The following is a 23,361-nucleotide window of genomic DNA, read 5'->3' on the forward strand; positions in this document are numbered from 1 at the left end:
ATCGGTGGCGGTCAGGAGTCGGCGGGTGCCCGGTCCTCGATCGGCACCACGACCGGATCCGCCCGGCGCGCACGCATGCGCGCACGGCGGTCGACGTCGAGGTCGTCCTCCGGAGGGTCGTTCGCGTCCGAACCCACGAGCCAGGTGAGCCCGCGCAACCCGCGCCGGTCGTCGGAGACGAGTGCGAGCGACCAGAGCGCGCCCTCGTGCTCGGCGGCACGGCGCTGGGCCCAGTCGACGGCCTGCAGGACGTCGGCCTCGAGCAGGTCGGTCGTCTCCGTCGCGAACACGTCGCCGTCGGGGCGCTGGACGTACACGCGGAAGCGCGGGCGCGGGTCCTCCCACGTGCTGTCGCGCTCGTCGACCTCGATGACGTCCATCCCCCGAGCCTACGAGTCCGGGTCAACCGCGGGTGCGCGCCAACCGCCGGTTCAGCGCCCCGTTCAGCAGCGCCACGAGCAGCCCCACCGCGAACACGAGCGTGCCGAAGCACAGCACCTGCGGCGGCATCCCGGCCTTGGCGGCGCCGTACACGAACAGCGGGAACGTGACCGAGGGCCCGGCGACGAACGAGGTGATCACGTAGTCGTCGATCGACATCGCCAGCGCGAGCAACCCCGCGGCCAGCATGCCCGGCGCGAGCAACGGCAGGGTCACGAGCCGGAACGCCTGCAACGGCGTCGCCCCGAGGTCCCCCGCGGCCTCCTCGAGCGCCCGTGACGTCCCCGCGATCCGCGCCCGGAGGACCACGACGACGTAGGCGACGTCGAACGCCACGTGCGTGAGCAGGATCGTCAGGAACCCGGTGCCGAGCCCGACCGACAGGAAGAACGACAGCGACGCGGACCCGACGACGATCGACGGCGCCGCGATGTCCGCGAACACGACGGCGTTCACGGCACCGCGCCCGGGGAACCGGTAGCGCTCGAGCGCCAGGGCCAGCGGGAGGCCGATCGCGACCGAGATGATCGCGGCGAGGAACGCGATGACGACCGAGGTGACGAACGCCTGTCCGAGGCCGGAGACGTTCACGAGGTTCGCGTACCAGTAGGTCGTGAACCCGTTCCACGCGAACGACAGCCGGTTCGTCGGGGCGTCGTTGAACGAGTACACGATCATGTAGACGATCGGCACGAGGGTGATCGCGATGGTGACCCAGTACACGATCGCGAGCCACGGCCCGCGGCGGTTCACCCCGTGCCGGCCGGGTCGGCGCGCGGCCGTCCCGGTGGCGGGGGCGGCGGGAGCGGTGGCGCGGGGCGGTGCGACGGCGGTCATACGAGGTCCTCGAGGTCGTCGGTGCCGGAGACGCGGGCGTAGATGAACAGGATGATGCCGAGCACGACCATGAGCACGGTCGAGAGCGCCGCGGCGACGTTGTACTGCTGGTTGCCGGAGTAGGCGTCCTGGATCGCCTGCCCGATCGTGTACGTGTTCGTGCCGCCCAGGAGCGCCGAGTTCACCGGGTCGCCCACGCTGTCGATGAAGACGAGCAGGACACCGGCGAAGATGCCCGAGCGGGACAGCGGCAGCGTGGTGTGCCAGAACGCCCGGACCTTGCCGGCGTAGAGGTCGTTCGCCGCCTCGCCGAGTCGGGGGTCGATGCGTTCGAGCGCGGCGTAGATCGGCAGCACCATGAACGCCAGGTCGTTGTAGGCGTCACCGAAGATCACCGCGCCACCGGTCCCGAGGATGTGGAAGTCCTTGCTGGCCAGGCCGATCGCCTGCAGCGCCGTGACGACCGGCCCCTGCGAGGCGAGCACGAACGCCCACATGTCGGTGCGGATGACGAACGACACGAGGAAGCTCACGAACACGAGCATGAGGAGCGGGTTCTTCCACCGTGGCGACACCCGGAACGCGATGAAGTACGCCACCGGGTACCCGACGATGATCGTCACGACGGTCGCGGCCGCGCCGTACCAGAGCGACCGACCGAGGAACGTCAGGTACGGCACCTGCGGGTCGATGAACAGCGAGCCGTAGATCCCCCAGTTCCACGTGAACGTGTAGCCGTCGTCCGGGTTGCCCGACATGAGCGAGACGATGAGTCCCGACACGAGCGGGATGACGAAGAACACGGCCAGGTACGCGGTGCCGACGACGGCGAGCAGGAACGGCACCCGCAGGCGGCGACCGTGCCGCACGGGCGCGGGTCCCGGTCCGGCCCCGAGACCGGCGGTCCCGGCCGTCCCGACGGCGCTCACGACTGCACCACCGCGTTGAAGATGCCGTTCCACTCGGAGTACTCGTCGTAGTTCTCGAACACCCGGAACTCGTGCGACTTGTCGAGCACCTCGGACGACGGGAACACGAGCGGGCTGTCCGCCACGGTGGGGTCGTCCAGCTCGTCCCGGACGTAGTCCTCCGCGGCGGGCACCGGGCAGACGTAGTTGACGTAGTCCTCGACGATGCCGGCGATCTTCGGCGTGTAGTAGAAGTCCATCCACTCCAGGGCCGACACCGGGTTCGCCGCCTGCCGGGGGATCATGAGGTTGTCGTGCCACATCATCTGGCCTTCCTCCGGCGTGACGAACTTCAAGTGCTCGAACCCGGACTGCTGCGCCTGGAACACGTCGCCGGACCACGCCTGGGTGATCCAGGTGTCACCGTTCTCGAGCTTGTTGATGTAGCTCTGGTCGTAGAACCCGGTGACGCTCGGGCGGAGCTTCCGCAGCCAGTCCTGGGCCGTCCGCCAGTCCGCGGGGGTCGAGGTCTCCGGGGCGATGCCGTTCGCGAGCAGCCCGAGGGACCCGAGCTCGGTGTTGTCGCTCATCAGCCCGACGCGGCCCCGGAACGCCGGGTCGAGCAGGTCCTGGAACGACGTGATCTCGCGGTCGATGTACTTCGGGTTGTAGGCGATCCCGGTGAACCCGGTCTGCCACACGACCGAGTGCTTGTTCCCGGGGTCGTAGGTCGGGTCCTTCACGGAGTCACCCGCGTTCGCCGCGAAGTTCGGCAGCCGCGAGTGGTCGAGCTCGCACACGAACCCGTTCTTGATCATCTGCGTCAGCTCGAAGCCGTTCGTCATCACGACGAGGTCGTAGCCGGTGGCCCCCTGCGCGCGGAGGATCGGTGACACCGTCGCGTAGAACGTGGCGTTGTCCTGGATCACGGCCTGGTAGTCGACCGAGATCCCGGTGGCCCGCTCGAACAGCTGGATGGATTCGGACTTGCCGTGGTCGGAGTCGATGTAGAGCGGCCAGTTCGCGAAGTTGAGCTGCTTCGTCGCCTTCTGGTCCTTCCAGAACCGCTCCCAGTCCACCGGGTGTTCGGCGAGCGACGCCGCCGACCCCTTGATGCTGCAGCCGGCGAGCAGGGCGGCGACCGCGGCGGCCCCGCCGCCCGCGAGGAATCCGCGACGGCTGACGCGTGCGGACGTCAGTCCGCGCACCAGGTCCGGCCGCGGACTCACGCGACGACCCCCGCGGTGGCGGGTGCGGACTGGAGGCGCGGGTCGGCTCCGGCGGTGACGGTCGCGTCGGACGTGGGGTGCGCCTCCAGGCCGAAACCGTGGTCGACGCCCCACGTGAGCCAGACCTCGGTACCGGTGGCGATGCGCGGTCCGCCCTTGGAGTTCTGCGCGAAGACGGAGACGCGGCCCGCGCCCGGCACGTCCACGAGGTACTGGGTGCTGACGCCGGAGAACGACACGTCGACCACACGGCCGGGGCCGAGGATGTTGCGACCGGACTCTGGTGCCGGCTCGGCGGTGCGGATCTTGAGCTTCTCGGGACGGACGCCGACCACCACGTGTCCGGTCGTCGCAACGGCCCGGTCGGTCGGGACGGCGATCGTGCCGGCCGCGGTCGCGACGACGAGGAGTCCGCCGTCGGTGCCGCGGACCTCGCCTTCGAGCAGGTTCGACTGCCCGAGGAAGTTCGCGACGAACGCCGTGCGGGGCAGCTCGTACAGGTCCTGCGGGCTGCCCATCTGCTCGATGCGGCCGCCGTTCATGACGGCGACCGTGTCGGCCATCGTCATCGCCTCCTCCTGGTCGTGCGTGACGTGCAGGAAGGTGAGACCGACCTCGGCCTGGATCGTCTTCAGCTCGAGCTGCATCTGGTGCCGCAGCTTGAGGTCGAGGGCGCCGAGGGGTTCGTCGAGCAGGAGCAGGGCCGGGCGGTTCACGATCGCGCGGGCGAGGGCGACGCGCTGCTGCATGCCGCCGGACAGCTGCGCCGGACGCTTCGACGCCGAACCCTCGAGCTCGACGAGCCGCAACGCCTCGGTCGCCTTCGTCATCGGGTCCGGGATGCGCCGGCGCTTCAACCCGAACGCCACGTTCTCGCGCACGCTCATGTGCGGGAACAGCGCGTAGTTCTGGAACACCGTGTTGACCGGCCGCTGGTACGGCTTCGTGTCGGTGACGTCCCGTCCGCCGATCGTGATCGTGCCGCTCGTGGGCTCCTCGAGGCCGGCGACGAGCCGGAGCGTCGTCGTCTTGCCGCAGCCGGACGGCCCGAGCAGCGCGAAGAACGAGCCAGCCGGGACGGTGAGGTCGAGGGCGTCGACCGCGGTGTGGCCGGGGAAGGACTTGGTGATCCGGTCGAGCCGGAGATCGGCTCCCGATTCGGCGAAGGTGCCGGTCATTGCCATGGTGCCTCCTGCTGCTCGTGCTGCTCGGGGTCGGGTTCGGGCTCAGCCGATGTAGGACATGACGTGCTTGATGCGGGTGTAGTCGTCGAACCCGTACTGGGACAGGTCCTTGCCGTAGCCGGAGTGCTTGAAGCCGCCGTGCGGCATCTCGGCGACGATCGGGATGTGGGTGTTGATCCACACGCACCCGAAGTCGAGGTCGCGGGCGAAGCGCATCGCCCGCGCGTGGTCCGTCGTCCACACCGAGCTCGCCAGGCCGTACTCGACGCCGTTCGCCCACCCGAGGGCCTGCTGCTCGGTTAAGAAGCGCTGGACGGTCTGCACCGGGCCGAAGATCTCCTGCTGCACCGCGCGGTCGTCCTGCCGGAGCCCGGAGACGATCGTCGCCTCGTGGTGGAAGCCGCGGTCGCCCAGGCGGTGGCCGCCGAGCTCGATCGACGCGTGGTCGGGGAGGGTGTCGATGAACGACCGGACCTGGGCGAGCTGGGCCGCGTTGTTCACCGGGCCGAAGTACGGGGTCGGCGCGTCCGGGCCGGTCTGCGCGTCGGTCCGTGCCGCCTCGGCGAGCGCCGCCACGAACTCGTCGTGGATGCCGTCCTGCACGAGCAGGCGGGTGGCGGCGGTGCAGTCCTGCCCGGCGTTGAAGAAGCCGGCGGCGACGATGCCGGCCACGGCGGTGGGGACGTCGGCGTCGTCGAACACGATCACCGGGGCCTTGCCGCCGAGTTCGAGGTGCGTGCGCTTGAGGTCCCCGGCGGCGGCGCGGGCGACCTCGATGCCCGCGCGGACGGAACCGGTGATCGACACGAGCTGCGGCGTGGGGTGGTCGATCATCGCGGCACCGGTCGTCCGGTCCCCCACGACGACGTTGAGGACGCCGGGCGGCAGGAACTCGGCGGCGACCTCGGCCAGCAGCAGGGTCGACAGCGGGGTGGTGTCGCTCGGCTTGAGCACGGTCGTGTTCCCCGCGGCGAGCGCCGGCGCGAACTTCCACACCGCCATGTTGAGCGGGTAGTTCCACGGGGTGACCTGGGCGACGACACCGATCGGCTCGCGCCGGACGAACGACGTGTGGTCGGTCATGTACTCGCCCGCGCTCCGCCCCTCGAGGTTCCGGGCGGCGCCGGCGAAGAAGCGGATCTGGTCGACCGAGAGCAGGATCTCGTCCTCGACGAGGGTGGCGCGGGGCTTCCCGGTGTCGAGCGACTCGAGGTCGGCGAACTCCTCCGCCCGCTGCTCCATCGCGTCGGCGATCCGGAAGAGCGCGAGCTGTCGTTCCGCCGGTGTGGTGCGGCCCCACGTCCCGAACGCGGTGCTCGCCGCACGGAAGGCCGCGTCGACGTCGGCGGCACTGGACACCGGAGACGTGCCGTAGACGTGCTCGTCGGTCGGGTCGATCAGGTCGAAGGCCGCGTCGGCACGGACCTCGACGGACGCGCCCCCGATGAAGTTCCGGACCTCGCTCGTCTTCGTGGTCTCCCGCATGGCGGCGATACTGGCACGGAAAAAGCCGGTTCGGAAGACTTGTAACAACGGAAATCGTCGTGAAACACGGTGTTCACAACGGATTCCCTTGCTTTCTGGGCGATGGCGCTGCAATGCTGTCCGGCATGGCGGCAGCACCACGACGTCCGGGACCGATCGACGACACCTCGAAGCGGATCATCGAACAACTCCAGGCGGACGGGCGCCGTCCGTACGGCGAGATCGGCAAGGCGGTCGGTCTCAGCGAAGCGGCGGTCCGGCAGCGCGTCCAGAAGCTGACCGAGACCGGCGTGATGCAGATCGTCGCGGTGACGGACCCCCTGCAACTCGGGTTCCACCGCCAGGCGATGATCGGCATCCGGGTCAGCGGCGACACCCGAACCGTCGCCGACGAACTCGAACGGCTCCCGGCGGTCGACTACCTCGTCATGACCGCCGGGAGCTTCGACCTCATGGTCGAGGTCGTCTGCGAGGACGACGACGACCTGATCGAGCTCCTGAACGGCACCATCCGGGCGATCCCGGGCGTCGCCGGCACCGAGACCTTCGTCTACCTGCAACTCCGCAAACAGCTCTACGACTGGGGAACGCGATGACCATCTCCGAACGACCCACCACCCGTCTCGGCTCGTACGACCCGTTCGCACCGGTGGACGACGCCGCGCTGCAGCAGAAGTCGCGCGACCACCTGTGGATGCACTTCGCCCGGCACGGTGCGAACCAGGCCGGTGCCGACGTGCCGATCATGGTCCGCGGCGAAGGGCACCACGTCTACGACAGCCACGGCAAGGAGTACATCGACGGGCTCTCCGGCCTGTTCGTCGTCGCCGCGGGCCACGGCCGGAAGCGCCTGGCCGAGATGGCCGCCAAGCAGGCCGAGACGCTGTCGTTCTTCCCGATCTGGTCGTACGCGCACCCCGCGGCGATCGAGCTCGCGGACCGGTTGGCCGACCACGCCCCCGGCGACCTCAACAAGGTGTTCTTCTCGACCGGCGGCGGCGAGGCCGTCGAGACCGCGTTCAAGCTCGCGAAGTACTACTGGAAGCTCCGCGGCAAGCCGATGAAGCACAAGGTGATCTCCCGCGCGGTCGCGTACCACGGCACCCCGCAGGGAGCACTCGCGATCACGGGCATCCCGGCGATGAAGCAGATGTTCGAGCCGCTCGCGCCGGGTGGCTTCCGCGTGCCGAACACCAACTACTACCGCGCCGCCGAGATGGGCTTCGCCGGCGAGAGCGAGGAGGAGTTCGGCTTCTGGGCGGCCGAGCGCATCCGCGAGATGATCGAGTTCGAGGGTCCGGACACCGTCGCCGCGGTCTTCCTCGAACCGGTGCAGAACTCCGGCGGCTGCTTCACCCCGCCACCCGGGTACTTCCAGCGGGTCCGCGAGATCTGCGACGAGTACGACGTGCTGCTGGTCTCCGACGAGGTGATCTGCGCGTTCGGTCGGATCGGCACGATGTTCGCGTGCGACACCTACGGCTTCGTCCCGGACATGATCACGTGCGCGAAGGCGATGACCTCGGGCTACTCCCCCATCGGCGCGACGATCATCAGCGACAAGCTCTTCGAGCCGTTCTCCACGGGCGACACGACCTTCTACCACGGCTACACGTTCGGCGGGCACCCGGTCTCCGCCGCCGTCGCGATGGAGAACCTCGACATCTTCGAGGAAGAGGGGCTCCTGCAGAACGTCCAGCAGAACGCCCCGCTCTTCAAGGCCGAGCTCGACACGCTGCGCGACCTGCCCATCGTCGGGGACGTCCGTGGTGACGGGTACTTCTACGGCATCGAGCTCGTGAAGGACAAGGCCACCAAGACGACCTTCGACGACGCCGAGTCGGAGCGCCTGCTCCGCGGGTTCCTGTCGAAGGCGCTGTTCGACGCCGGGCTGTACTGCCGTGCCGACGACCGCGGCGACCCCGTCGTGCAGCTCGCGCCGCCGCTCACCATCGGGCAGCCGGAGTTCCGCGAGATGACCTCGATCCTGCGGAGCGTCCTGTCCGAGGCCTGGACGAAGATCTGACCGTGACCGGCTACCGGGGCGTCTCGTTCTGGCTCGACGCGCTCGTCACGAGCGGCCGCGACGACCTGACGCCCCGCCCGCCGCTCGACGGCGACACCACCGCGGACGTCTGCATCGTCGGCGGTGGACTGACCGGTCTCTGGACCGCGTGGTACCTGCACCAGGCCGACCCGCGCCTCCAGGTCGTCGTCGTGGAACGCGAGATCGCGGGCTTCGGCGCGTCCGGACGCAACGGCGGCTGGTGCTCCGCACTGTTCCCGCGGTCCGCCGAGGCGATCGCCCGCGAGCACGGCCGCGACGCGGCCCTCGCCCTGCGTCGAGCGATGCGCGACACCGTCGACGAGGTCGGGCGCGCAGCGTCCGAGGCCGGGGTCGACTGCGACTACGTCAAGGGCGGCACCGTCCTCTACGCGCGCTCCGCCGTGCAGGAACGCGCGGCCCGCGACGAGGTCGCCGCCTCGGCCGCGTGGGGCGACGACATGACGTACCGCGACGCACGCCCCGGCGATGCCGCCGGATCGGCCGGTGTCGCGTGGACGCCGGACTGCGCGCGGGTCCAGCCCGCAGCGCTGGTGCGCGGCCTGGCGGCGGCCCTGGAGGCGCGGGGCGTCCGAATCGCGGAGCACACGCCCGCCGTCTCGTGGGGTCCAGGGCACGTGGTCACGTCGCGCGGGACCGTCACGGCCGGTGCCGTGGTCATCGCGGTCGAGGGCTACGGCGCGCAGCTCGAGCAGACGAAGCGGCGCATCCTGCCGCTGTACTCGCTCATGATCGCGACGGCACCGTTGCCCGCGGCGGTGTGGGACCGTGTCGGGCTCGAGCACGGGCAGACGTTCTCGGACTACCGGCACCTCCTCGTGTACGGGCAGCGCACGGCGGACGACCGACTGGCGTTCGGCGGGCGCGGAGCCCGCTACCACTGGGGGTCCGCGATCACCCCCGGCTACGACCGGGTACCACGCGTGTTCGAGCACCTTCGGCGGTCCCTGGTCGAGCTGTTCCCCGCCGTCGCCGACGCACCGGTCACGCACACGTGGGGCGGACCCCTCGGGGTGCCCCGTGACTGGTGCGCCTCGGTGACGTGGGACGGCCACGTCGGGACCGCCGGCGGCTACGTCGGCGACGGCCTGTCCACGACGAACCTCGCCGGACGGACGCTCGCCGACCTCGTGCGGGGTGTGTCCTCGCCGCAGACCGCGCTGCCGTGGGTGAACCACCGGTCGCCGGACTGGGAGCCGGAGCCGCTGCGGTTCCTCGGGGCGAACGCCGGGCTCGTGGCCACCGACCTGGCCGACCGCGAGGAAGCACTGACCGGGCGGCCGAGCCTCGCCGCCCGCCTGATGGCACCGCTGACCGGAGGACACTGATGGCTGCACGCGATGCCGACGTCGTCGTCGTGGGGGCCGGGGTCGCCGGGCTCGCCGCTGCTCGAGCGCTCGTGCAGGGCGGGCAGCGCGTCGTCGTGCTCGAAGCACGCGACCGCATCGGTGGCCGCACCTGGACCGACGACGAGATCGGGGTGCCGGTCGACCTCGGAGCCTCGTGGATCCACGGCATCGAGGGCAACCCGCTCTGGTCCCTGGCGTCCGCGTTCGGGATCGAGACCGTCGAGTTCACCGTCGGCAGCTTCCAGTTCGACGGGCGGCCGATCGGCTGGCACGCCCCGTCCGGACGGCGGTTGACCGCGCCCGAGGCCGCGTCGTTCGTCGCGGACCTGCACACCGTCGACGCGGCCCTCGCCGCGGTGGTCGCCGACGCCCCGCCGCCGGCGACCTACGCGTCCGCCGTCGACACCGCGCTGCGGTCCCTGCAGTGGCAGGGCGACCGGGCCGCGCGGATCCGCGAGTACACGGCGCACCGCTCCGAGGACCTCTGCGGCGCCCCGGTCACCGTGCTCGACGCGCACGGGCTCGACGAGGAGCACGTCGCCGGCGACGAGGTGGTGTTCCCCGGCGGCTACGCCCAGTACGCGCACGCCCTGGCGGCCGGGCTCGACGTCCGCCTGTCCTCCGTCGTCGCCGCCGTGCGCTCGTCGTCCTCGGGCGTCGTCGTCGGGCTCGCCGACGGGACGACCGTGTCCGCTGCGGAGGTCGTCGTCACGGCACCCCTCGGCGTGCTGCAGGCTGGCGCGATCACGTTCGAGCCACCGCTCGGGCCCGCGGTGCTCGACGCGATGGGCCGACTCGGGATGGGCGTCTACGACAAGGTGTTCCTGCGGTTCCCCGAGCGGTTCTGGGGTGACGACTGGGTGGTGCGGCAGCAGGGTCCGGCCGGGGTCGACTGGCACTCCTGGTACGACATGTCCCGGGTGACCGGCGAACCGGTGCTCGCGGCGCTCGTGGGCGGTGCCGGCGCGCGGCGAATCGAGTCGCTGCCCGATGCCCTGGTCGTCGACGAGGCGGTCGAGGCGCTGCGCCGGATGTTCGGGCCCACGGTCCCGGAGCCGGACGGCGTGCGGATCACCCGGTGGGCGGCGGACCCCTTCGCGCGCGGGTCGTACTCGTACCTGCACGTGGGGGCGTCACCGGACGACCACGACCTGCTCGGCACCCCGTCGGGGCGGGTGCAGCTCGCCGGTGAGGCCACGTGGGGCGACGACCCCGCGACGGTGCACGGGGCCCTGCTCTCCGGGCTGCGGGCGGCGGGGCGGTTGCTCGGGCACGAGGTGTCTGCCGGGTCGTTGGCGGGGCCGCTGCCCGGGTGACGGGCGGGGCCGGAGTCGGCCGGATCCGGCCGACTCCCGCCGCCCGGTCGGGCGTGATGCTCCGTCAGTCGAAGGCCGGGGTGTCCGCCGAGCACCGCACCGCGTCGCCCGGCCGCGCCGACGTCTCGCTCGCGATCTCGCGCTTCCCGTCGAGCAGGATCCGGCACGTCGCCGTGGACCCGGCGCCCGGCGTCGCCCGCACCGACGCCCGCTGTTCGGCGAGGACGATCGCGTCGTGCTCCCATTGCGACCCGTCGCCGTCCGAGGACCCGGTCTCCTGCTCGTCGAGCCGGTGCACCGCGGGCGCTTCGCCCCGTCGCTCGGCACCCTCGACCCGCACGTCCGTGAGCGCGGCCCCGCTCGGCTGGTCGACGCGGACCTCGTAGGTCACGGACCAGGCATCGCCCGTCTGCTGCTGGACGAAGCTGCACCCGGTCGCGAACACCGCGACGGAGCCGGCGACCACGGCGGCGGCGAGGAGACGGACGGTGGGTCGGTTGCGTTCGGACATGCCACCAGCCTGCGCACCGACCGCCCGCGGATCGTCCTCCGGGCGACGCGACCCCGTGCGACGTCGGATCGATCCCGGGTCCTCCGAGCGGTTGACATCGGCACCGTCCGCCCGCGCGGTCAGTACCGTCGACCGCATGGGAACCGTGCTGCCAGGCGTGATCGCGTTCGTCGTCGGGGTCGTCCTCGCCGTCGGGGCGCTCGTGCCGTGGACGGCGTGGGAGTACCGCCGTCACGGGCAGCTCGGCTTCCGACGCTCGCTCGTCGCGTTCGGCACGCTCGTCTACGCCCTCGCGCTCGTCACCTACACGCTGCTGCCGCTGCCCGACGACGTCGCGACGATGTGCCGGAACACGGCCTCGCCGCAGCTGACGCCGTTCGCGTTCCTCGGGGACGTCGCGAAGGAGGGCGGGATCTCCGGACCCCGGTCGCTGCTGTCCAACCCGGCGTCCGCGCAGGTCCTGTTCAACGTGCTGCTCTTCGTGCCCCTCGGTGCCCTCGCCCGGCACGCGGTCGCCCGGAGGCGCGTGTTCGTCGGCCTGCTCGTCGGGCTCGGCGCCGGGTTCGTGGTGTCCCTGCTCATCGAGACGACGCAGCTCACCGGCGACTGGTTCCTCTACCCGTGCTCGTACCGCCTCTTCGACGTCGACGACCTGCTCGCGAACACGACCGGCGCCGTGGTCGGCACGCTCCTCGCCCCGCTCGTGGGACTGCTCGCCGGGTCGGGGCGGACCACCGACGCGGATGCCCCTCGCCCGGTCACCGCGGCACGACGGTTCTCCGGCATGCTCGCCGACGTGCTGGCGATCTGGCTCCTGTCCGGCACGCTGAGCGTCGGGACCGCCCTGGCGTGGGCGATCGCCGGGCGGGACGACCAGGACCCGGTGCTCGAGACGCTCATCACCGCCGGTGCACTGGTCGCCCCGTTCGCACAGCTCGTGGTCGTGCTCGCGACGGGCCGGACACTCGGTGAGCACGTCGTCCGGCTCCGTCCGGCCCCGACACCGGGGACCGGGAGGCGCGTGGTGCGCTGGGCGCTCGGCTCCGGCGGGTGGGCGGCACTGCTCGCCGTGGACGTCCCGTTCTCCGCGTTCCTCGCGTTCGTGCTCGCGGTGACGTCGGTCATCGCGGTGTGGGCGACCCGCGGCCGGCGCGGGTTCGCGCTCGCGGTGATCCGGGCGGAGGTCGAGGACGACCGGGTGCCGGCGCGCGTCGGCTGAGCGGGTCCGACGGGTGCCCCGCGCCGGCAAGAGCGCGGGACACCCTGGGCTCAACCCTTGCGCCACACGTCGTGCAGGAGCCGGGCTAGGGTCACGAGCAACGTCGCGATCCCCAACCACGGCACCTGACGGCGTCGACGCGGTTCGTCGTCGGAGGACATCCGAACCACCTTCCGTGTCAGCGCCGGCGGACACGAAGAGCAGGGGCCGAGGGACGTGCGACCCGACGGTGATCGGGCTACACTGGTTCCGTGTTCAAGCTCGGGACGCATCGTGTCCCTCGTTCTCCACTCGGAGAGCAAATCGAAGCCCATCGCTGTTTCCCCAGCGGTGGGCTTCATCCTTGCTCGGGCCACGCTCCGGCGGTGACGCGGCCCGCCACCAGCCTACTGATGTTCCATGTTCCGGTGAGAGCGACACGGGGGTCGTACTGACCGGACCCTCACGGGTCGCACGGCCCTGGAACGGTGTTCGAGTGCCACACTCGGAGCCGTGACGACGACGCGGACCACACCCCGGCACGAGCACCGCGGGCCGGTCGCCGTCGCCGTGCTGGTGAACCTCGCGCTGAGCCTGTTCCTGCCCGACGAGGTCCTGTTCTTCCCGTCCTGGGTGGTCCCGCTCCTCGGGGTGCTGCTCCTCACCCCGCTCATCGTGTTCAACCCTCGGCGGCTGACCCGTGAGACCACCTGGTCGCGGTGGCTGTCCACGGGCCTCGCGGTCCTGCTGACCGTCGCGAACCAGCTGACCGTCGTCCGCACGATCGACGAGCTGCTGCACGGGCACCCCGACGGCGGCGCGGTGCTCCTGACCGCCCTGCAGGTCTGGGTGAGCAGCATCATCGCGTTCGGGCTCGTGTACTGGGAGCTCGACCGGGGCGGCCCCGTCGCCCGACGGCAGCCGGGGCTGTGGGTGACCGACCGCGCCGACTTCCAGTTCCCGCAGGAGACCGACCCGAAGACAGCGGCCTGGCGGCCGGTGTACCTCGACTACCTCTACGTCGCGCTGACGAACATGATGGCGTTCAGCCCGACGGACACGATGCCGATGACCATCCGGGCGAAGATGATCATGGCCTACCAGTCGATCGGCGGGTTCATCCTGCTGGCGCTCGTGATCTCTCGCGCGGTCAACATCATCAGCTGACCGAACTCCCGACGAGCGACTCCGACACGTCCCAGAGCCGAGCGGCGTCGTCGTCACGGAGCAACGGCGCCCACGGCTTCCGACGGCCGGCGGGTCCGCCGAGCTGCCCGGGTCCGGTCGGACCGACGAAACCGCCGTCGAGGTCCGCGTCGGTCGCCGCGAGCAGTGCCGGCTCCGCAGCCGAGGCCGGGGTCCCGACGAGGAGCCCGCGCGCCGACAGCCAGCGGATCAGCCGGACGGCCACGGTGTCGCCCGAGCGTCCGATCTCCGGGCGTGCGGCGAGCAGGCTCGTGGGTGCGACGCCGGGGTGGCTGACCGCACTCGTGATCCCCCACCCGCCGGCCCGGCTCCTCCGACCGAGCTCGAGGGCGAAGAGCGCGCACGCGAGCTTCGACTGCCCGTACGCCCGCGCGACGTCGTAGTCCCGCTCGGACTGCAGGTCGTCCCACCGGATCGAGGCACGCTGCGCCGCCACGCTCGACTGCATCACGACCCGACCGTCGGCGGCACGGAGCAGGGGGAGCAGGGCGCCGACGAGTGCGACGTGCCCGAGGTGGTTCGTGCCGAACTGCAGCTCGAAGCCGTCCCGGGTCGTCTGCCGCTCCGGCGGGTTCATCACGCCGGCGTTCCCCACGAACACGTCGATCGGCGTGCCCTCGGACCGCATCCGCTCCCCGAGCGTCGACACGGACTCCAGCGAGGAGAGGTCCAGGTCCTCGAGCAGCACGGATGCATCCGGGTGCTGCGCGGTGATCCGGGCGACGGCCGCCGCTCCCTTGTCGCGGTTGCGCACCGGCACGACCACCTCCGCCCCGGCGCCGGCGAAGCGCGCGGCGATCTCCAGTCCGATGCCGTCGCTTGCTCCGGTCACCAGGACCCGGCGCCCGCCGAGGTCCGGGAGGGTGAGTCGTTCGTTCCGTGCCATGGTCCGCCTCTTCCGTCGTGGTGAGCACCCGATCCGGCACCCGAGACGATCGTCGCCGCGTCGTGCACACGCAACCACGGCCTGACGATCCGTGGCTGCGGTCGACGCCCCGGGAGAGGATGGGCGCATGATCGACCGAGCGTCCCTCGCGGACTTCCTCCGCAGCCGTCGGACGGCCCTGCAGCCCGAGGACGTCGGCCTGCCCCGGGGCCAGCGCCGTCGCACGAGCGGGCTGCGGCGCGAGGAGGCGGCGCTGCTGAGCAACATGTCCGTCGACTACTACGCGCGGCTGGAACGGGAGCGCGGACCGCAGCCGTCCGACCAGATGCTCGCGTCGATCGCGCAGGGCCTGCGCCTCACGATCGCGGAGCGCGACCATCTCTTCCGCCTCGCCGGACACGAGCCCCCGACCGCGGCGTCCGGCGGCGACCACGTCAGCCCCGGCATGATGCGCATCTTCGACCGACTCGCCGACAGCCCGGCCGAGATCGTCACCGAGCTGGGCGAGACGCTGCAGCAGACGTCCCTCGCCGCCGAACTCACCGGTGACGCCAGCGGCCGACGGGGCGACGACCGGAGCATCGGGTACCGGTGGTTCGACGACCCGGCGTCCCGAGACGTCCACCCGGTCGAGGACCACCCCTTCCTGTCCCGGATGTACGCCTCGGGTCTCCGCACCGTCATCGCTCGCCGCGGACCCGACTCCCGGGCCGCACACCTGGCCGAACGGCTGCTCGCGACGAGCGAGGAGTTCCGCGAGGTCTGGGCGCGCCACGAGGTCGGCATCCGCCCGCGTGACGTGAAGACCTACCGCCACCCCGAGGTCGGGCTGCTCACCCTGCAGTGCCAGGTGCTGCAGGACCCCGAGAGCTCGCAGAACCTGCTCGTGTACACCGCCGAACCCGGCAGCGAGACCGCCGAGCGACTCCGGCTGCTCGCCGTGGTCGGCTCGGCGGTCGGTCGCGCCTGACCTCGGAGGTCGTCAGGCGCCGTGCGCCTCATCGGCCACCGGCTGCCACTCGCGCCAGGTCGCCAACCGCGACTCGTAGTCTCGCTCCGCGATGCCGAGCGGCGCCTTGCCGAAGAACACCCGCAGCGGCGGCTCGTCCGCGTCGACGACCTTCAGGATCGCCGACCGGGTCGCCTCCGGCTTGCCCGGGTCGGCGGCGGACGGGCGCTTGGACGCGGCCTCGCGCACGTCGGCGTACGCGGCGATCTCCTCGCTGTGCTTCGAGGACGGACCGGACCAGTCCGTCGAGAACCCGCCGGGCTCGACGAGGGTGACGTGGATGCCGAAGCCCGCGACCTCCTGGGCCAGCGACTGCGAGATCCCCTCGAGCGCCCACTTCGACGCGTGGTACGCCCCGACCGTCGGGAACGCACTGATCCCGCCGATGCTCGACACCTGGACGATGTGTCCGGACCCCTGCTCGCGCATGATCGGCAGCGCCGCCTGGGTGACCCAGAGCGCACCGAACAGATTCGTCTCGAGCTGCGCGCGCACCTCGTCCTCGGTGAGCTCCTCGACCATGCCGAAGTGGCCGTAGCCGGCGTTGTTGACGACGACGTCGAGGGAGCCGAAGTGCTCGGCGGCACGCTGGACCGCGGCGATGTCGGCCGCACGGTCGGTGACGTCGAGCTGCAGTGCGAGGAACGTGTCCGGGTACTGGTCGACGAGGTCGTGCACGTCGTCGGGGTTGCGGGCGGTCCCGGCGACGGAGTCCCCGCGCTCGAGTGCCGCTTCCGTCCACTCGCGGCCGAAGCCCTTGGACGCGCCGGTGATGAACCAGGTCTTGCTCATGTGTCCTCCTGTTGTCTGACCGGATCAGCCAACGCCCGGGGCACGGGTGTCACCTCGACGCCCGGGGGACGCGCGCGCCGACCGGACAGCCCCTCGGGCGACACCGACTCACGCCCGGGGCGCCGCGAACTCCAGGTTGACGTCGTCCGGGTCCTGCACGGACAGGATCACGAGCCCGAACGGCGGCAGGCCGGTCACCTCGCCGTGCTCGATCCCCGCCGCGTCGAGCCGGCCCACCGCGGCGTGCAGCTCGTCGACCGAGGCGACCCGGAACGACACGTGGTCGAGGCCGACCCGGTCGGCGTCGAACCGGTCCCCCGCCAGCGCGACCGGCCGCAGGCCCAGGGTCTGCCCGCCGAACGTGAAGGAACACCCGCCGTAGGTCCGCCACGGGTCGTCGTGGATCGTCGGGTCGTCGATCTGGTCGCTGAAGTCGCTCCCGGGCGGCATCCCGAACAACTGCTCGTAGAACGCCTTGCTGCGTCGGATGTCGGTGACCGTCAACCGGACGTGCGAGAAGCCGAGCGGCGTGACGATGGGTTCGCTCATGCGTCCACACAACACCTCGAGGGGGTTGCGCTCGTTGATCGTGCGATCAACAATGGCGTCATGGACGTCATCACCGGCACACCGCAGCCGTCTCCCCTGCACGAGGACACCGGCCGACCCCGACGCCGCCTGCGCGTCGGCCTCGTGCAGTCCCGGTGGCTTGAGGATCCCGCGGCCCACCTTGCCCAGCTCGCGGACGGCATCGCGACGGCAGCGGCGAACGGCGCCACCGCGGTGTTCCTCCCCGAACTGACGCTCTCGCGCTACCCGGGCGACACCCCCGCGACCGGCGCACCGAAGGAGTCGGCCGAGTCGCTCGAGGACGGCCCGACGGTCGCGTTCGCCCGCGCCCGGGCGGCGGAGCACGGGGTGTTCGTGCACGCCTCGCTGTACGAGCGTCCGGCCGCCGACGACCGGCCCGAGGACCCGCGCGGCTACAACACGGCCGTCCTCGTCGCCCCGGACGGCACGCTGGTCGGACGGACGCGCAAGACGCACATCCCGATCAGCGCCGGCTACTACGAGGACACCTACTTCCGCCCGGGTTCCGACGCCGACGCCTTCCCGGTGTACGAGCCGGCCGGACTCGGCGCCCGTGTGGGCCTGCCGACCTGCTGGGACGAGTGGTTCCCCGAGGTCGCGCGGTCGTACGGTCTCGCCGGCAGCGAGGTCCTCGCGTACCCGACGGCGATCGGGTCCGAGCCGTCGTTCCCCGCGTTCGACACCGCCCCGATCTGGCGGCAGGTCATCGTGGCGAACGGCATCACCTCGGGGCAGTTCATGGTGGTCCCGAACCGCTGGGGCGACGAGGGCGACATCACCTTCTACGGCTCGTCGTTCATCTCCGACCCGTTCGGCCGCGTCCTCGTCGAGGCACCGCGCGATGCGAGTGTCGTGCTCGTCGCGGACCTCGACCTCGACGCCCGCACGGAGTGGCTCCGGCTCTTCCCTTTCTACGTCACGCGCCGTCCGGACCTGTACGGCACGCTCGTCGCCCCCGTCGACGAGGAACGCCACGCGTACGGCGCACGCGACGCGATCGACGCGGCCATCGCCGTGGCGGCGACCCCCACCGGACGCGAGGTGCGCGCATGACCTGGGCCATGCCTCCCGAGACCGCCCCGCAGGAACGCACCTGGATGGCGTTCCCGCGGCCCGGGCTGACGCTCGGCGACGACCCGGCGAGCGCCGAGGCGGCGCGTGCCGTCTGGGCGGCGACCGCGAACGCGATCAGCGAGTACCAGGCCGTCACCGTGGTCGTCGACCCGGTCGCGCGCGACGACGCCCGACGCCTCCTGTCCGGCGCCGTGGACGTGCTCGAGGCGCCCCTCGACGACTTCTGGATGCGCGACATCGGTCCGACGTTCGTGGTCGACGACGTGACCGGGGCCCGTGGCGCGGTGGACTGGGTCTTCAACGGCTGGGGCGCGAACCCGTGGTCGACGTGGACGCGCGACGCCGAGGTCGCCGCCACCGTCGCCGCGGCCGCCGGCGTGGAACGGATCCCGTCACTGCTCGTGAACGAGGGCGGCGCGATCCACGTCGACGGGACCGGACGCGTCCTCGTCACCGAGACGGTCCAGCTCGATCCCCGCCGGAACCCCTACGCCGACCGCGCGCGGGTGGAGCAGGAACTGGCGCGCACGATCGGCGCGACCGACGTGGTCTGGCTGCCCCGCGGTCTCACCCGCGACTACGACGGCTTCGGCACCCGGGGGCACGTCGACATGGTGGCGACCTTCGCCGGCGCCGCGATGGACACCGTGCTGCTGCACGCCCAGCCGGACCCCGGCCACCCGGACCACCTCGTGATGCCGATCGTCCGACGGGCGATCGAGGAGGCGACGGACGCCACCATCGTCGAGCTGCCCGCACCCGCGACGCTCGCCGACGCCGACGGACCCGTCGACTGGAACTACGTGAACCACGTGGTGGTGAACGGCGCGGTGATCGCGTGCGGGTTCGGGGAGCCGGTGGCGGACGAGCGGGCGCGGGGGATCCTCGCGGACGTGTACCCGGGGCGCGAGGTGCGGACGATCGATGCGCGCGAGGTGTTCGCGCGGGGCGGTGGGCTGCACTGCATCACGCAGCAGGAGTCCGCGGCTCGGTAGACGTCAGGTCGCCGGCGCCCCGAGCCCCACCCGCGGCTGCAACCAGTCGAGCCCCGCGGCGAGCGCCGCCCGCGCCGTCACCCAGCTGTGCCGCCCGCCCGGCACCACCCACGTGGCGACGTGCATCCCCGCTGCCCGGGCCCGCCCGGCCATCACGGGCATCACGGGCCCGTAGGTGGTGTCGAGGGCCCCGGCCGCGAAGAACGCGTTCGAGTCCCGGAACGGCGCGCCGGCACGCAGCAGTGCCGCCGGCTGCGCAGCCGCCCACGCCGCGCGGTTCCCACCGAAGCCCTCGTCGACGGTCTTCGTCTCGCTGCCGAGCGTGGGCCCGTCCTCGCCGGAGACGTCGATGAGGTTGCCGAACCGCGAGGGGTCTCCCGCCCCGAGCTGGATCGCGCACGTCCCACCCTGCGAGAACCCGCCGATGGTCCACGCGGAGGCCGCGGTCTGCACCCGCAGGTGGCTCGTCACCCACGCCGGGACGTCCTCGGTGAGGTAGGTCCGGCTGTTGCCGAGCGCCCCGTCGACGCACATCGGGTTCGCCGACCGCGGGCCGAGCTGGTCGGGCACGACGACGATCGGTGCGAGGCCACGGTCGACGGTCGCGAGCGCGTCCATCGTCTGCTCGATCGCCCCGCCGGTCTGCACGTCCTCGGGACCGGCTCCGCGGGACTGGCCGGACAGGAGCACGTCGACGGGCAGCGCCGGTGGGTCGGCGGTGAGCGCGGCCGGGGGCAGGTACAGCAGGGCCTGGCGTGCGACGAAGTGCGATCGCGTGGCCGGGATGGTCACCCGGAGCAGCCGCCCCTGCGTCGGCAGGTCGGCCGGAGCGGTCCACGTCCGCGCCAGGTCGACGCTCGCCGGCGCGGGAGTGGACCCGGGTGCCTCGGCAGCGGGGATCCCGCCGGCCGTGGTCGCGATCGGGGCGTGCGCGGAGGGGGGTGCGCTCGGCACGGTCGTCGCGCGGGCCGTGGAGGCGCGGCTCGGCTCCGCAGCGACGGCCCGCCCGCCAGCGGCGGAGCCCGTCCCACCCGCACCGGTCGCGTGGGCGATCCCCCACCCACCGGCCGCGCCGAGCGCGAGGCCGACCACCAGCCCGGCGGCGAGCAGTCCTCGTGTCCGTGTCATCGGTCGTCCTCGTCCGTCGGCGTCCGGCCCGGTGCCGGTCGTGCCGAGCCGATCGTAGGGAGCCGTGCCGGGAGAGCGCCCGCGGTTCCGGCACCGTGGCTGAGCATCTTCCCGGCCGGTCCCAGGCTCCGGTCGGCAAGTGACACCGCGTACATCCCTGCCTCGCATCGTGTACTCCGTGGCGGGTCCGACGCTGCCCGCGGCGTCGGTATCGTCAGCGGATCGGTCCACCCGATCAGGTCCGCGCACCGCCGCGCGGACCCCGGCCCCCGCAGCTCCGGCTGCGAGCAGGAGGAACTCCCCATGGCGTCACCGACCATCGTCACCGCCCCGCCCGGCACCGCGCGCGGTGGGTCCCTGAAGCGGAGTCTCGGGCTGTGGGCGATCGTCGGACTCGGCCTCGGGTACATGACGCCGACCGTGGTGTTCGACACCTTCGGCATCGTCTCCGGCGAGACGAACGGCGCCGTGCCGAGTGCGTACCTCATCGCCCTCGTGATCATGCTCCTGACGGCGATCAGCTACGGGAAGATGGTCCGCGTCTACCCGGCCGCGGGTTCGGCCTACACGTACGTGCGGGAGTCGATCCACCCGAACGCCGGCTTCATGGTCGGCTGGGCGTCCCTGCTCGACTACCTGCTGCTCCCGATGGTGAACGCGCTCATCATCCGCCTGTACCTCGAGCAGGTCTTCCCGGCACTGCCCGCGTGGGTGACGGTGGTCGTCTACACGCTGTTCGTCACGACGGTGATCTGCCTGTCGATGCGCGGGACGTCGAACCTCAACATGGTCCTGCTCATCGGGGCGATCCTCGCGATGATCGCGTTCGTCGTCTTCGCCGTGATCGAACTCGTCGACGGTGCCGGTGCCGGCACGGTGGTCAGCGCCGAGCCCTTCGTGCACGACGGCGTGACGATGTCGGCGCTCCTCACCGGGGCGACCGTCGTGTGCTTCTCGTTCATCGGGTTCGACGCCGTGACGATGTACACCGAGGAGGCGAAGAGCATCCGCATCATGCCGAAGGCGATCCTGCTGACCGTCCTCATCGGCGGGCTCATCTTCCTCGTCTCGGCGTACTTCGCCCAGCTCCGCTTCCCGACCAACGCCCCGTTCGGCGAGTTCACCGACGACCCGCTGCCCCAGATCGGGCTGCTCGTCGGCGGCAGGGTGTTCCAGGCGATCCTCGTCGCCGCCGGGTTCGTCGCCGCGCTCGCCTCGGGCTTGGCCTCGCACGCCAGCGTCGCCCGCATGCTGCTCGTGATGGGCCGCAACAACGTCCTGCCGAAGAAGGTCTTCGGCTACGTGAGCCCGAGGACCCGCACGCCCATCCCGAACGTCGTCATCGTCGGGGCGGTCACGCTCCTCGCGATGACGTTCTCGCTCGACACCATCTCGGCGTACATCAACTTCGGCGCCCTCATCGCGTTCACGTTCGTCAACCTCACGGTCATCGTGCACTTCGCCTGGCGCGAGGGCCGCCGGCACACCGCCCGTGACCGGTTCGCCTTCATCGTCCTCCCCGGGGTCGCGATGCTGCTGACCGGTGTTCTCTGGTCTCAGCTGCACGCCGACGCCCTCATCGCCGGCGGCGTCTGGGCCGCGATCGGCTTCGTGTACCTGCTGGTGATCACGAAGGGGTTCCGGATCCAGCCGAAGGGCTTCGATGAGAACCAGCCCGTCACCGGCGTCAACAAGCAGCTGACCGACCAGGTCTGAACCACACAGGAGACACGATGAACGACACGGCCACCGTCTACGCGGTCACCGACCCGGCCACCGGCCAGACCCTCGCCACGTTCCCGACGATCACCGACGACGAGCTCCGCGCGGCGATCGACACCGCCGACCGCACGCACGCCCAGTGGTCGCGCACGAGCACCGTCGCCGACCGCGCCGCGCTCCTGCACCGCGTCGCCGAGCTGTACCGGGAGCGTCGGGACGACCTCGCCGCCACGATCGTCCGCGAGATGGCGAAGCCGATCGACCAGGCCGTGGGCGAGGTCGACTTCTGCGCCGACATCTACGACTACTACGCGGACCACGCCGAGGAGTTCCTCGCCGACCAGCCGATCACCCTGGCGGACGGCAGCGAGGGCAGCGCGTTCATCCGGAAGTCCTCGATCGGCGTCCTGCTCGGCATCATGCCGTGGAACTTCCCCGCGTACCAGATCGCCCGGTTCGCCGGTCCGAACCTCGTCATCGGCAACACCGTCCTCCTCAAGCACGCCCCGCAGTGCCCGGAGTCCGCACTCGCGATCGAGCAGGTCTTCCACGACGCAGGCTTCCCCGAGGGCGCGTACACGAACGTCTTCGCCACGAACGACCAGGCGGCCGACGTCATCGCCGACCCCCGCGTCCAGGGCGTCTCCCTCACCGGCTCCGCACGCGCCGGTGCCGCCGTCGCCGAGATCGCCGGCCGCAACCTCACCAAGGTCGTCCTCGAGCTCGGCGGCTCGGACCCGTTCGTCCTGCTGTCGACCGACGACCTCGACGCCGTGGTCGGATCAGCCGTCGCCACCCGCCTCGAGGGCAACGGCCAGGTCTGCAACGCCGCGAAGCGCTTCCTCGTCGCCGACCACCTGTACGACGACTTCCTGGCGAAGTTCACCGACGCGATGGCCGCGGTCTCGCCGACCGACCCGACCACGCCCGGTGCCGAGCTCGGTCCGCTGTCCTCCCCCGCCGCTGCCGACCGGTTGCAGGAGCAGCTCGCGGCGGCCACCGCCCAGGGCGCCACCGTCGTCACCGGCGGCCAGCGTCAGGGCAACGCCTTCACCCCGACGATCCTGACCGGCGTCACGCCCGACAACGACGCCTACCGCGAGGAGTTCTTCGGCCCCGTCGCCGCCGTCTACCGGGTCGAGGACGAGGACGCCGCGATCACGATCGCGAACGACACCCCGTACGGCCTCGGCTCGTACCTGTTCACGACCGACGCCGAGCAGGCACTGCGCGTCGCCGATCGCATCGAGGCCGGGATGGTCTACGTGAACATCGTCGGCGCGGACAGCCCGGAGCTCCCGTTCGGCGGCGTCAAGGCGAGCGGCTTCGGCCGCGAGCTCGGCCCCCTCGGGGCCGACGAGTTCGTCAACAAGAAGCTGATCCGCATCGGCGGCTGACGCCCTGGACCCGGCCCACGACGGACGGGAGGCGCGGT

The 23,361-nt window shown here is 71.6% G+C and carries 22 protein-coding genes; 11 read left to right on the forward strand and 11 right to left on the reverse strand.

The window, feature by feature from the left end:
* Window positions 1-11: 11 nt before the first annotated feature.
* The 6 genes from BJK06_RS07830 to BJK06_RS07855 are packed head-to-tail and all read right to left on the reverse strand — an operon-like array spanning window position 12 to window position 6,084.
* A complete protein-coding gene (locus BJK06_RS07830; protein ID WP_070417421.1) occupies window positions 12-380 on the reverse strand; it encodes a hypothetical protein in 369 nt (122 codons plus the stop codon).
* A gap of 22 nt (window positions 381-402) precedes the next feature.
* The gene (locus tag BJK06_RS07835; protein ID WP_070417422.1) at window positions 403-1,278 is read right to left on the reverse strand and encodes an ABC transporter permease; all 876 of its coding nucleotides are present in this window, start codon (window positions 1,276-1,278) and stop codon (window positions 403-405) included.
* A complete protein-coding gene (locus BJK06_RS07840; RefSeq protein ID WP_219810664.1) occupies window positions 1,275-2,207 on the reverse strand; it encodes an ABC transporter permease in 933 nt (310 codons plus the stop codon). The genes BJK06_RS07835 and BJK06_RS07840 overlap by 4 nt, the downstream gene beginning before the upstream one ends.
* The gene (locus BJK06_RS07845; protein ID WP_070417423.1) at window positions 2,204-3,415 is read right to left on the reverse strand and encodes a PotD/PotF family extracellular solute-binding protein; all 1,212 of its coding nucleotides are present in this window, start codon (window positions 3,413-3,415) and stop codon (window positions 2,204-2,206) included. The genes BJK06_RS07840 and BJK06_RS07845 overlap by 4 nt, the downstream gene beginning before the upstream one ends.
* A complete protein-coding gene (locus BJK06_RS07850; RefSeq protein WP_156794801.1) occupies window positions 3,412-4,599 on the reverse strand; it encodes an ABC transporter ATP-binding protein in 1,188 nt (395 codons plus the stop codon). Before BJK06_RS07850 ends, BJK06_RS07845 begins: the two co-directional genes overlap by 4 nt.
* Window positions 4,600-4,641: 42 nt before the next feature.
* On the reverse strand, window positions 4,642-6,084 hold the full coding sequence (locus BJK06_RS07855; protein ID WP_070417425.1) for a gamma-aminobutyraldehyde dehydrogenase: 1,443 nt from the start codon (window positions 6,082-6,084) through the stop codon (window positions 4,642-4,644).
* 113 nt (window positions 6,085-6,197) lie between these two features.
* On the opposite strand from BJK06_RS07855, the gene BJK06_RS07860 reads away from it, so the two are divergent.
* From BJK06_RS07860 to BJK06_RS07875, 4 genes are all read left to right on the forward strand, one after another.
* On the forward strand, window positions 6,198-6,680 hold the full coding sequence (locus BJK06_RS07860) for an Lrp/AsnC family transcriptional regulator (RefSeq protein WP_070417426.1): 483 nt from the start codon (window positions 6,198-6,200) through the stop codon (window positions 6,678-6,680).
* A 98-nt stretch (window positions 6,681-6,778) separates the two neighbouring features.
* Window positions 6,779-8,110 (forward strand): aspartate aminotransferase family protein, encoded by a 1,332-nt coding sequence (locus BJK06_RS07865; protein WP_229084930.1) that lies wholly within the window; start codon window positions 6,779-6,781, stop codon window positions 8,108-8,110.
* A gap of 2 nt (window positions 8,111-8,112) precedes the next feature.
* On the forward strand, window positions 8,113-9,477 hold the full coding sequence (locus tag BJK06_RS07870) for an FAD-binding oxidoreductase (RefSeq protein ID WP_070417428.1): 1,365 nt from the start codon (window positions 8,113-8,115) through the stop codon (window positions 9,475-9,477).
* On the forward strand, window positions 9,477-10,814 hold the full coding sequence (locus BJK06_RS07875) for an NAD(P)/FAD-dependent oxidoreductase (RefSeq protein WP_070417429.1): 1,338 nt from the start codon (window positions 9,477-9,479) through the stop codon (window positions 10,812-10,814). Before BJK06_RS07870 ends, BJK06_RS07875 begins: the two co-directional genes overlap by 1 nt.
* Before the next feature lie 64 nt (window positions 10,815-10,878).
* Here BJK06_RS07875 and BJK06_RS07880 read toward each other — a convergent pair whose 3' ends face one another.
* Complete coding sequence (locus BJK06_RS07880) at window positions 10,879-11,325, reverse strand: hypothetical protein (RefSeq protein WP_070419315.1); 447 nt, start codon at window positions 11,323-11,325, stop codon at window positions 10,879-10,881.
* Between the two features lie 136 nt (window positions 11,326-11,461).
* On the opposite strand from BJK06_RS07880, the gene BJK06_RS07885 reads away from it, so the two are divergent.
* Together BJK06_RS07885 and BJK06_RS07890 are read left to right on the forward strand one after the other, a co-directional pair.
* Complete coding sequence (locus tag BJK06_RS07885) at window positions 11,462-12,544, forward strand: VanZ family protein (RefSeq protein WP_070417430.1); 1,083 nt, start codon at window positions 11,462-11,464, stop codon at window positions 12,542-12,544.
* A gap of 492 nt (window positions 12,545-13,036) precedes the next feature.
* Window positions 13,037-13,690 carry a DUF1345 domain-containing protein gene (locus BJK06_RS07890; protein WP_070417431.1) on the forward strand — a complete coding sequence of 218 codons (654 nt, stop codon included), beginning with the start codon at window positions 13,037-13,039 and terminating at the stop codon, window positions 13,688-13,690.
* Here the strand turns inward: BJK06_RS07890 and BJK06_RS07895 are convergent.
* Window positions 13,683-14,615, reverse strand: a complete 933-nt coding sequence (locus BJK06_RS07895; RefSeq protein WP_070417432.1) for an SDR family oxidoreductase — start codon at window positions 14,613-14,615, stop codon at window positions 13,683-13,685. The genes BJK06_RS07890 and BJK06_RS07895 overlap by 8 nt on opposite strands.
* Before the next feature lie 127 nt (window positions 14,616-14,742).
* Between BJK06_RS07895 and BJK06_RS07900 the strand changes: the two genes are divergently transcribed.
* On the forward strand, window positions 14,743-15,585 hold the full coding sequence (locus tag BJK06_RS07900) for a helix-turn-helix transcriptional regulator (RefSeq protein WP_070417433.1): 843 nt from the start codon (window positions 14,743-14,745) through the stop codon (window positions 15,583-15,585).
* A 12-nt stretch (window positions 15,586-15,597) separates the two neighbouring features.
* On the opposite strand, the gene BJK06_RS07905 is transcribed toward BJK06_RS07900, so the two are convergent.
* Together BJK06_RS07905 and BJK06_RS07910 are read right to left on the reverse strand one after the other, a co-directional pair.
* Window positions 15,598-16,416 carry an SDR family oxidoreductase gene (locus BJK06_RS07905; protein ID WP_070417434.1) on the reverse strand — a complete coding sequence of 273 codons (819 nt, stop codon included), beginning with the start codon at window positions 16,414-16,416 and terminating at the stop codon, window positions 15,598-15,600.
* Window positions 16,417-16,524: 108 nt separating this feature from the next.
* Window positions 16,525-16,965, reverse strand: a complete 441-nt coding sequence (locus BJK06_RS07910) for a VOC family protein (protein ID WP_070417435.1) — start codon at window positions 16,963-16,965, stop codon at window positions 16,525-16,527.
* Between the two features lie 60 nt (window positions 16,966-17,025).
* Here BJK06_RS07910 and BJK06_RS07915 point away from each other — a divergent pair, with 60 nt between their 5' ends.
* Window positions 17,026-18,060, forward strand: coding sequence for a nitrilase-related carbon-nitrogen hydrolase (locus tag BJK06_RS07915; protein WP_070417436.1), 1,035 nt, complete (start codon window positions 17,026-17,028; stop codon window positions 18,058-18,060).
* Complete coding sequence (locus tag BJK06_RS07920) at window positions 18,057-19,076, forward strand: agmatine/peptidylarginine deiminase (RefSeq protein ID WP_070417437.1); 1,020 nt, start codon at window positions 18,057-18,059, stop codon at window positions 19,074-19,076. Before BJK06_RS07915 ends, BJK06_RS07920 begins: the two co-directional genes overlap by 4 nt.
* Before the next feature lie 3 nt (window positions 19,077-19,079).
* Here the strand turns inward: BJK06_RS07920 and BJK06_RS07925 are convergent, their stop codons facing one another.
* Window positions 19,080-20,204: an esterase family protein gene (locus BJK06_RS07925; RefSeq protein WP_156794802.1), complete on the reverse strand. Its 1,125-nt coding sequence runs from the start codon at window positions 20,202-20,204 to the stop codon at window positions 19,080-19,082.
* Window positions 20,205-20,507: 303 nt separating this feature from the next.
* Here BJK06_RS07925 and BJK06_RS07930 point away from each other — a divergent pair, with 303 nt between their 5' ends.
* The gene (locus BJK06_RS07930; RefSeq protein WP_070417439.1) at window positions 20,508-21,920 is read left to right on the forward strand and encodes an APC family permease; all 1,413 of its coding nucleotides are present in this window, start codon (window positions 20,508-20,510) and stop codon (window positions 21,918-21,920) included.
* A 17-nt stretch (window positions 21,921-21,937) separates the two neighbouring features.
* Window positions 21,938-23,323, forward strand: coding sequence for an NAD-dependent succinate-semialdehyde dehydrogenase (locus tag BJK06_RS07935; protein ID WP_070417440.1), 1,386 nt, complete (start codon window positions 21,938-21,940; stop codon window positions 23,321-23,323).
* Window positions 23,324-23,361 lie beyond the last annotated feature (38 nt).

The sequence above is a fragment of the Curtobacterium sp. BH-2-1-1 genome (genome assembly GCF_001806325.1).
Classification (GTDB): domain Bacteria; phylum Actinomycetota; class Actinomycetes; order Actinomycetales; family Microbacteriaceae; genus Curtobacterium.

Excerpts from the sequence above, each read along its gene's own strand:
- BJK06_RS07910 (WP_070417435.1), bottom strand. The coding sequence starts at position 16,965 with ATGAGCGAACCCATCGTCACGCCGCTCGGCTTCTCGCACGTCCGGTTG.
- BJK06_RS07885 (WP_070417430.1), top strand. The coding sequence starts at position 11,462 with ATGGGAACCGTGCTGCCAGGCGTGATCGCGTTCGTCGTCGGGGTCGTC.
- BJK06_RS07850 (WP_156794801.1), bottom strand. The coding sequence starts at position 4,599 with ATGGCAATGACCGGCACCTTCGCCGAATCGGGAGCCGATCTCCGGCTC.
- BJK06_RS07880 (WP_070419315.1), bottom strand. The coding sequence starts at position 11,325 with ATGTCCGAACGCAACCGACCCACCGTCCGTCTCCTCGCCGCCGCCGTG.
- BJK06_RS07915 (WP_070417436.1), top strand. The coding sequence starts at position 17,026 with ATGGACGTCATCACCGGCACACCGCAGCCGTCTCCCCTGCACGAGGAC.
- BJK06_RS07875 (WP_070417429.1), top strand. The coding sequence starts at position 9,477 with ATGGCTGCACGCGATGCCGACGTCGTCGTCGTGGGGGCCGGGGTCGCC.
- BJK06_RS07920 (WP_070417437.1), top strand. The coding sequence starts at position 18,057 with ATGACCTGGGCCATGCCTCCCGAGACCGCCCCGCAGGAACGCACCTGG.
- BJK06_RS07935 (WP_070417440.1), top strand. The coding sequence starts at position 21,938 with ATGAACGACACGGCCACCGTCTACGCGGTCACCGACCCGGCCACCGGC.
- BJK06_RS07855 (WP_070417425.1), bottom strand. The coding sequence starts at position 6,084 with ATGCGGGAGACCACGAAGACGAGCGAGGTCCGGAACTTCATCGGGGGC.
- BJK06_RS07860 (WP_070417426.1), top strand. The coding sequence starts at position 6,198 with ATGCTGTCCGGCATGGCGGCAGCACCACGACGTCCGGGACCGATCGAC.
- BJK06_RS07905 (WP_070417434.1), bottom strand. The coding sequence starts at position 16,416 with ATGAGCAAGACCTGGTTCATCACCGGCGCGTCCAAGGGCTTCGGCCGC.
- BJK06_RS07830 (WP_070417421.1), bottom strand. The coding sequence starts at position 380 with ATGGACGTCATCGAGGTCGACGAGCGCGACAGCACGTGGGAGGACCCG.
- BJK06_RS07900 (WP_070417433.1), top strand. The coding sequence starts at position 14,743 with ATGATCGACCGAGCGTCCCTCGCGGACTTCCTCCGCAGCCGTCGGACG.
- BJK06_RS07925 (WP_156794802.1), bottom strand. The coding sequence starts at position 20,204 with ATGACACGGACACGAGGACTGCTCGCCGCCGGGCTGGTGGTCGGCCTC.
- BJK06_RS07930 (WP_070417439.1), top strand. The coding sequence starts at position 20,508 with ATGGCGTCACCGACCATCGTCACCGCCCCGCCCGGCACCGCGCGCGGT.
- BJK06_RS07865 (WP_229084930.1), top strand. The coding sequence starts at position 6,779 with ATGCACTTCGCCCGGCACGGTGCGAACCAGGCCGGTGCCGACGTGCCG.
- BJK06_RS07835 (WP_070417422.1), bottom strand. The coding sequence starts at position 1,278 with ATGACCGCCGTCGCACCGCCCCGCGCCACCGCTCCCGCCGCCCCCGCC.
- BJK06_RS07895 (WP_070417432.1), bottom strand. The coding sequence starts at position 14,615 with ATGGCACGGAACGAACGACTCACCCTCCCGGACCTCGGCGGGCGCCGG.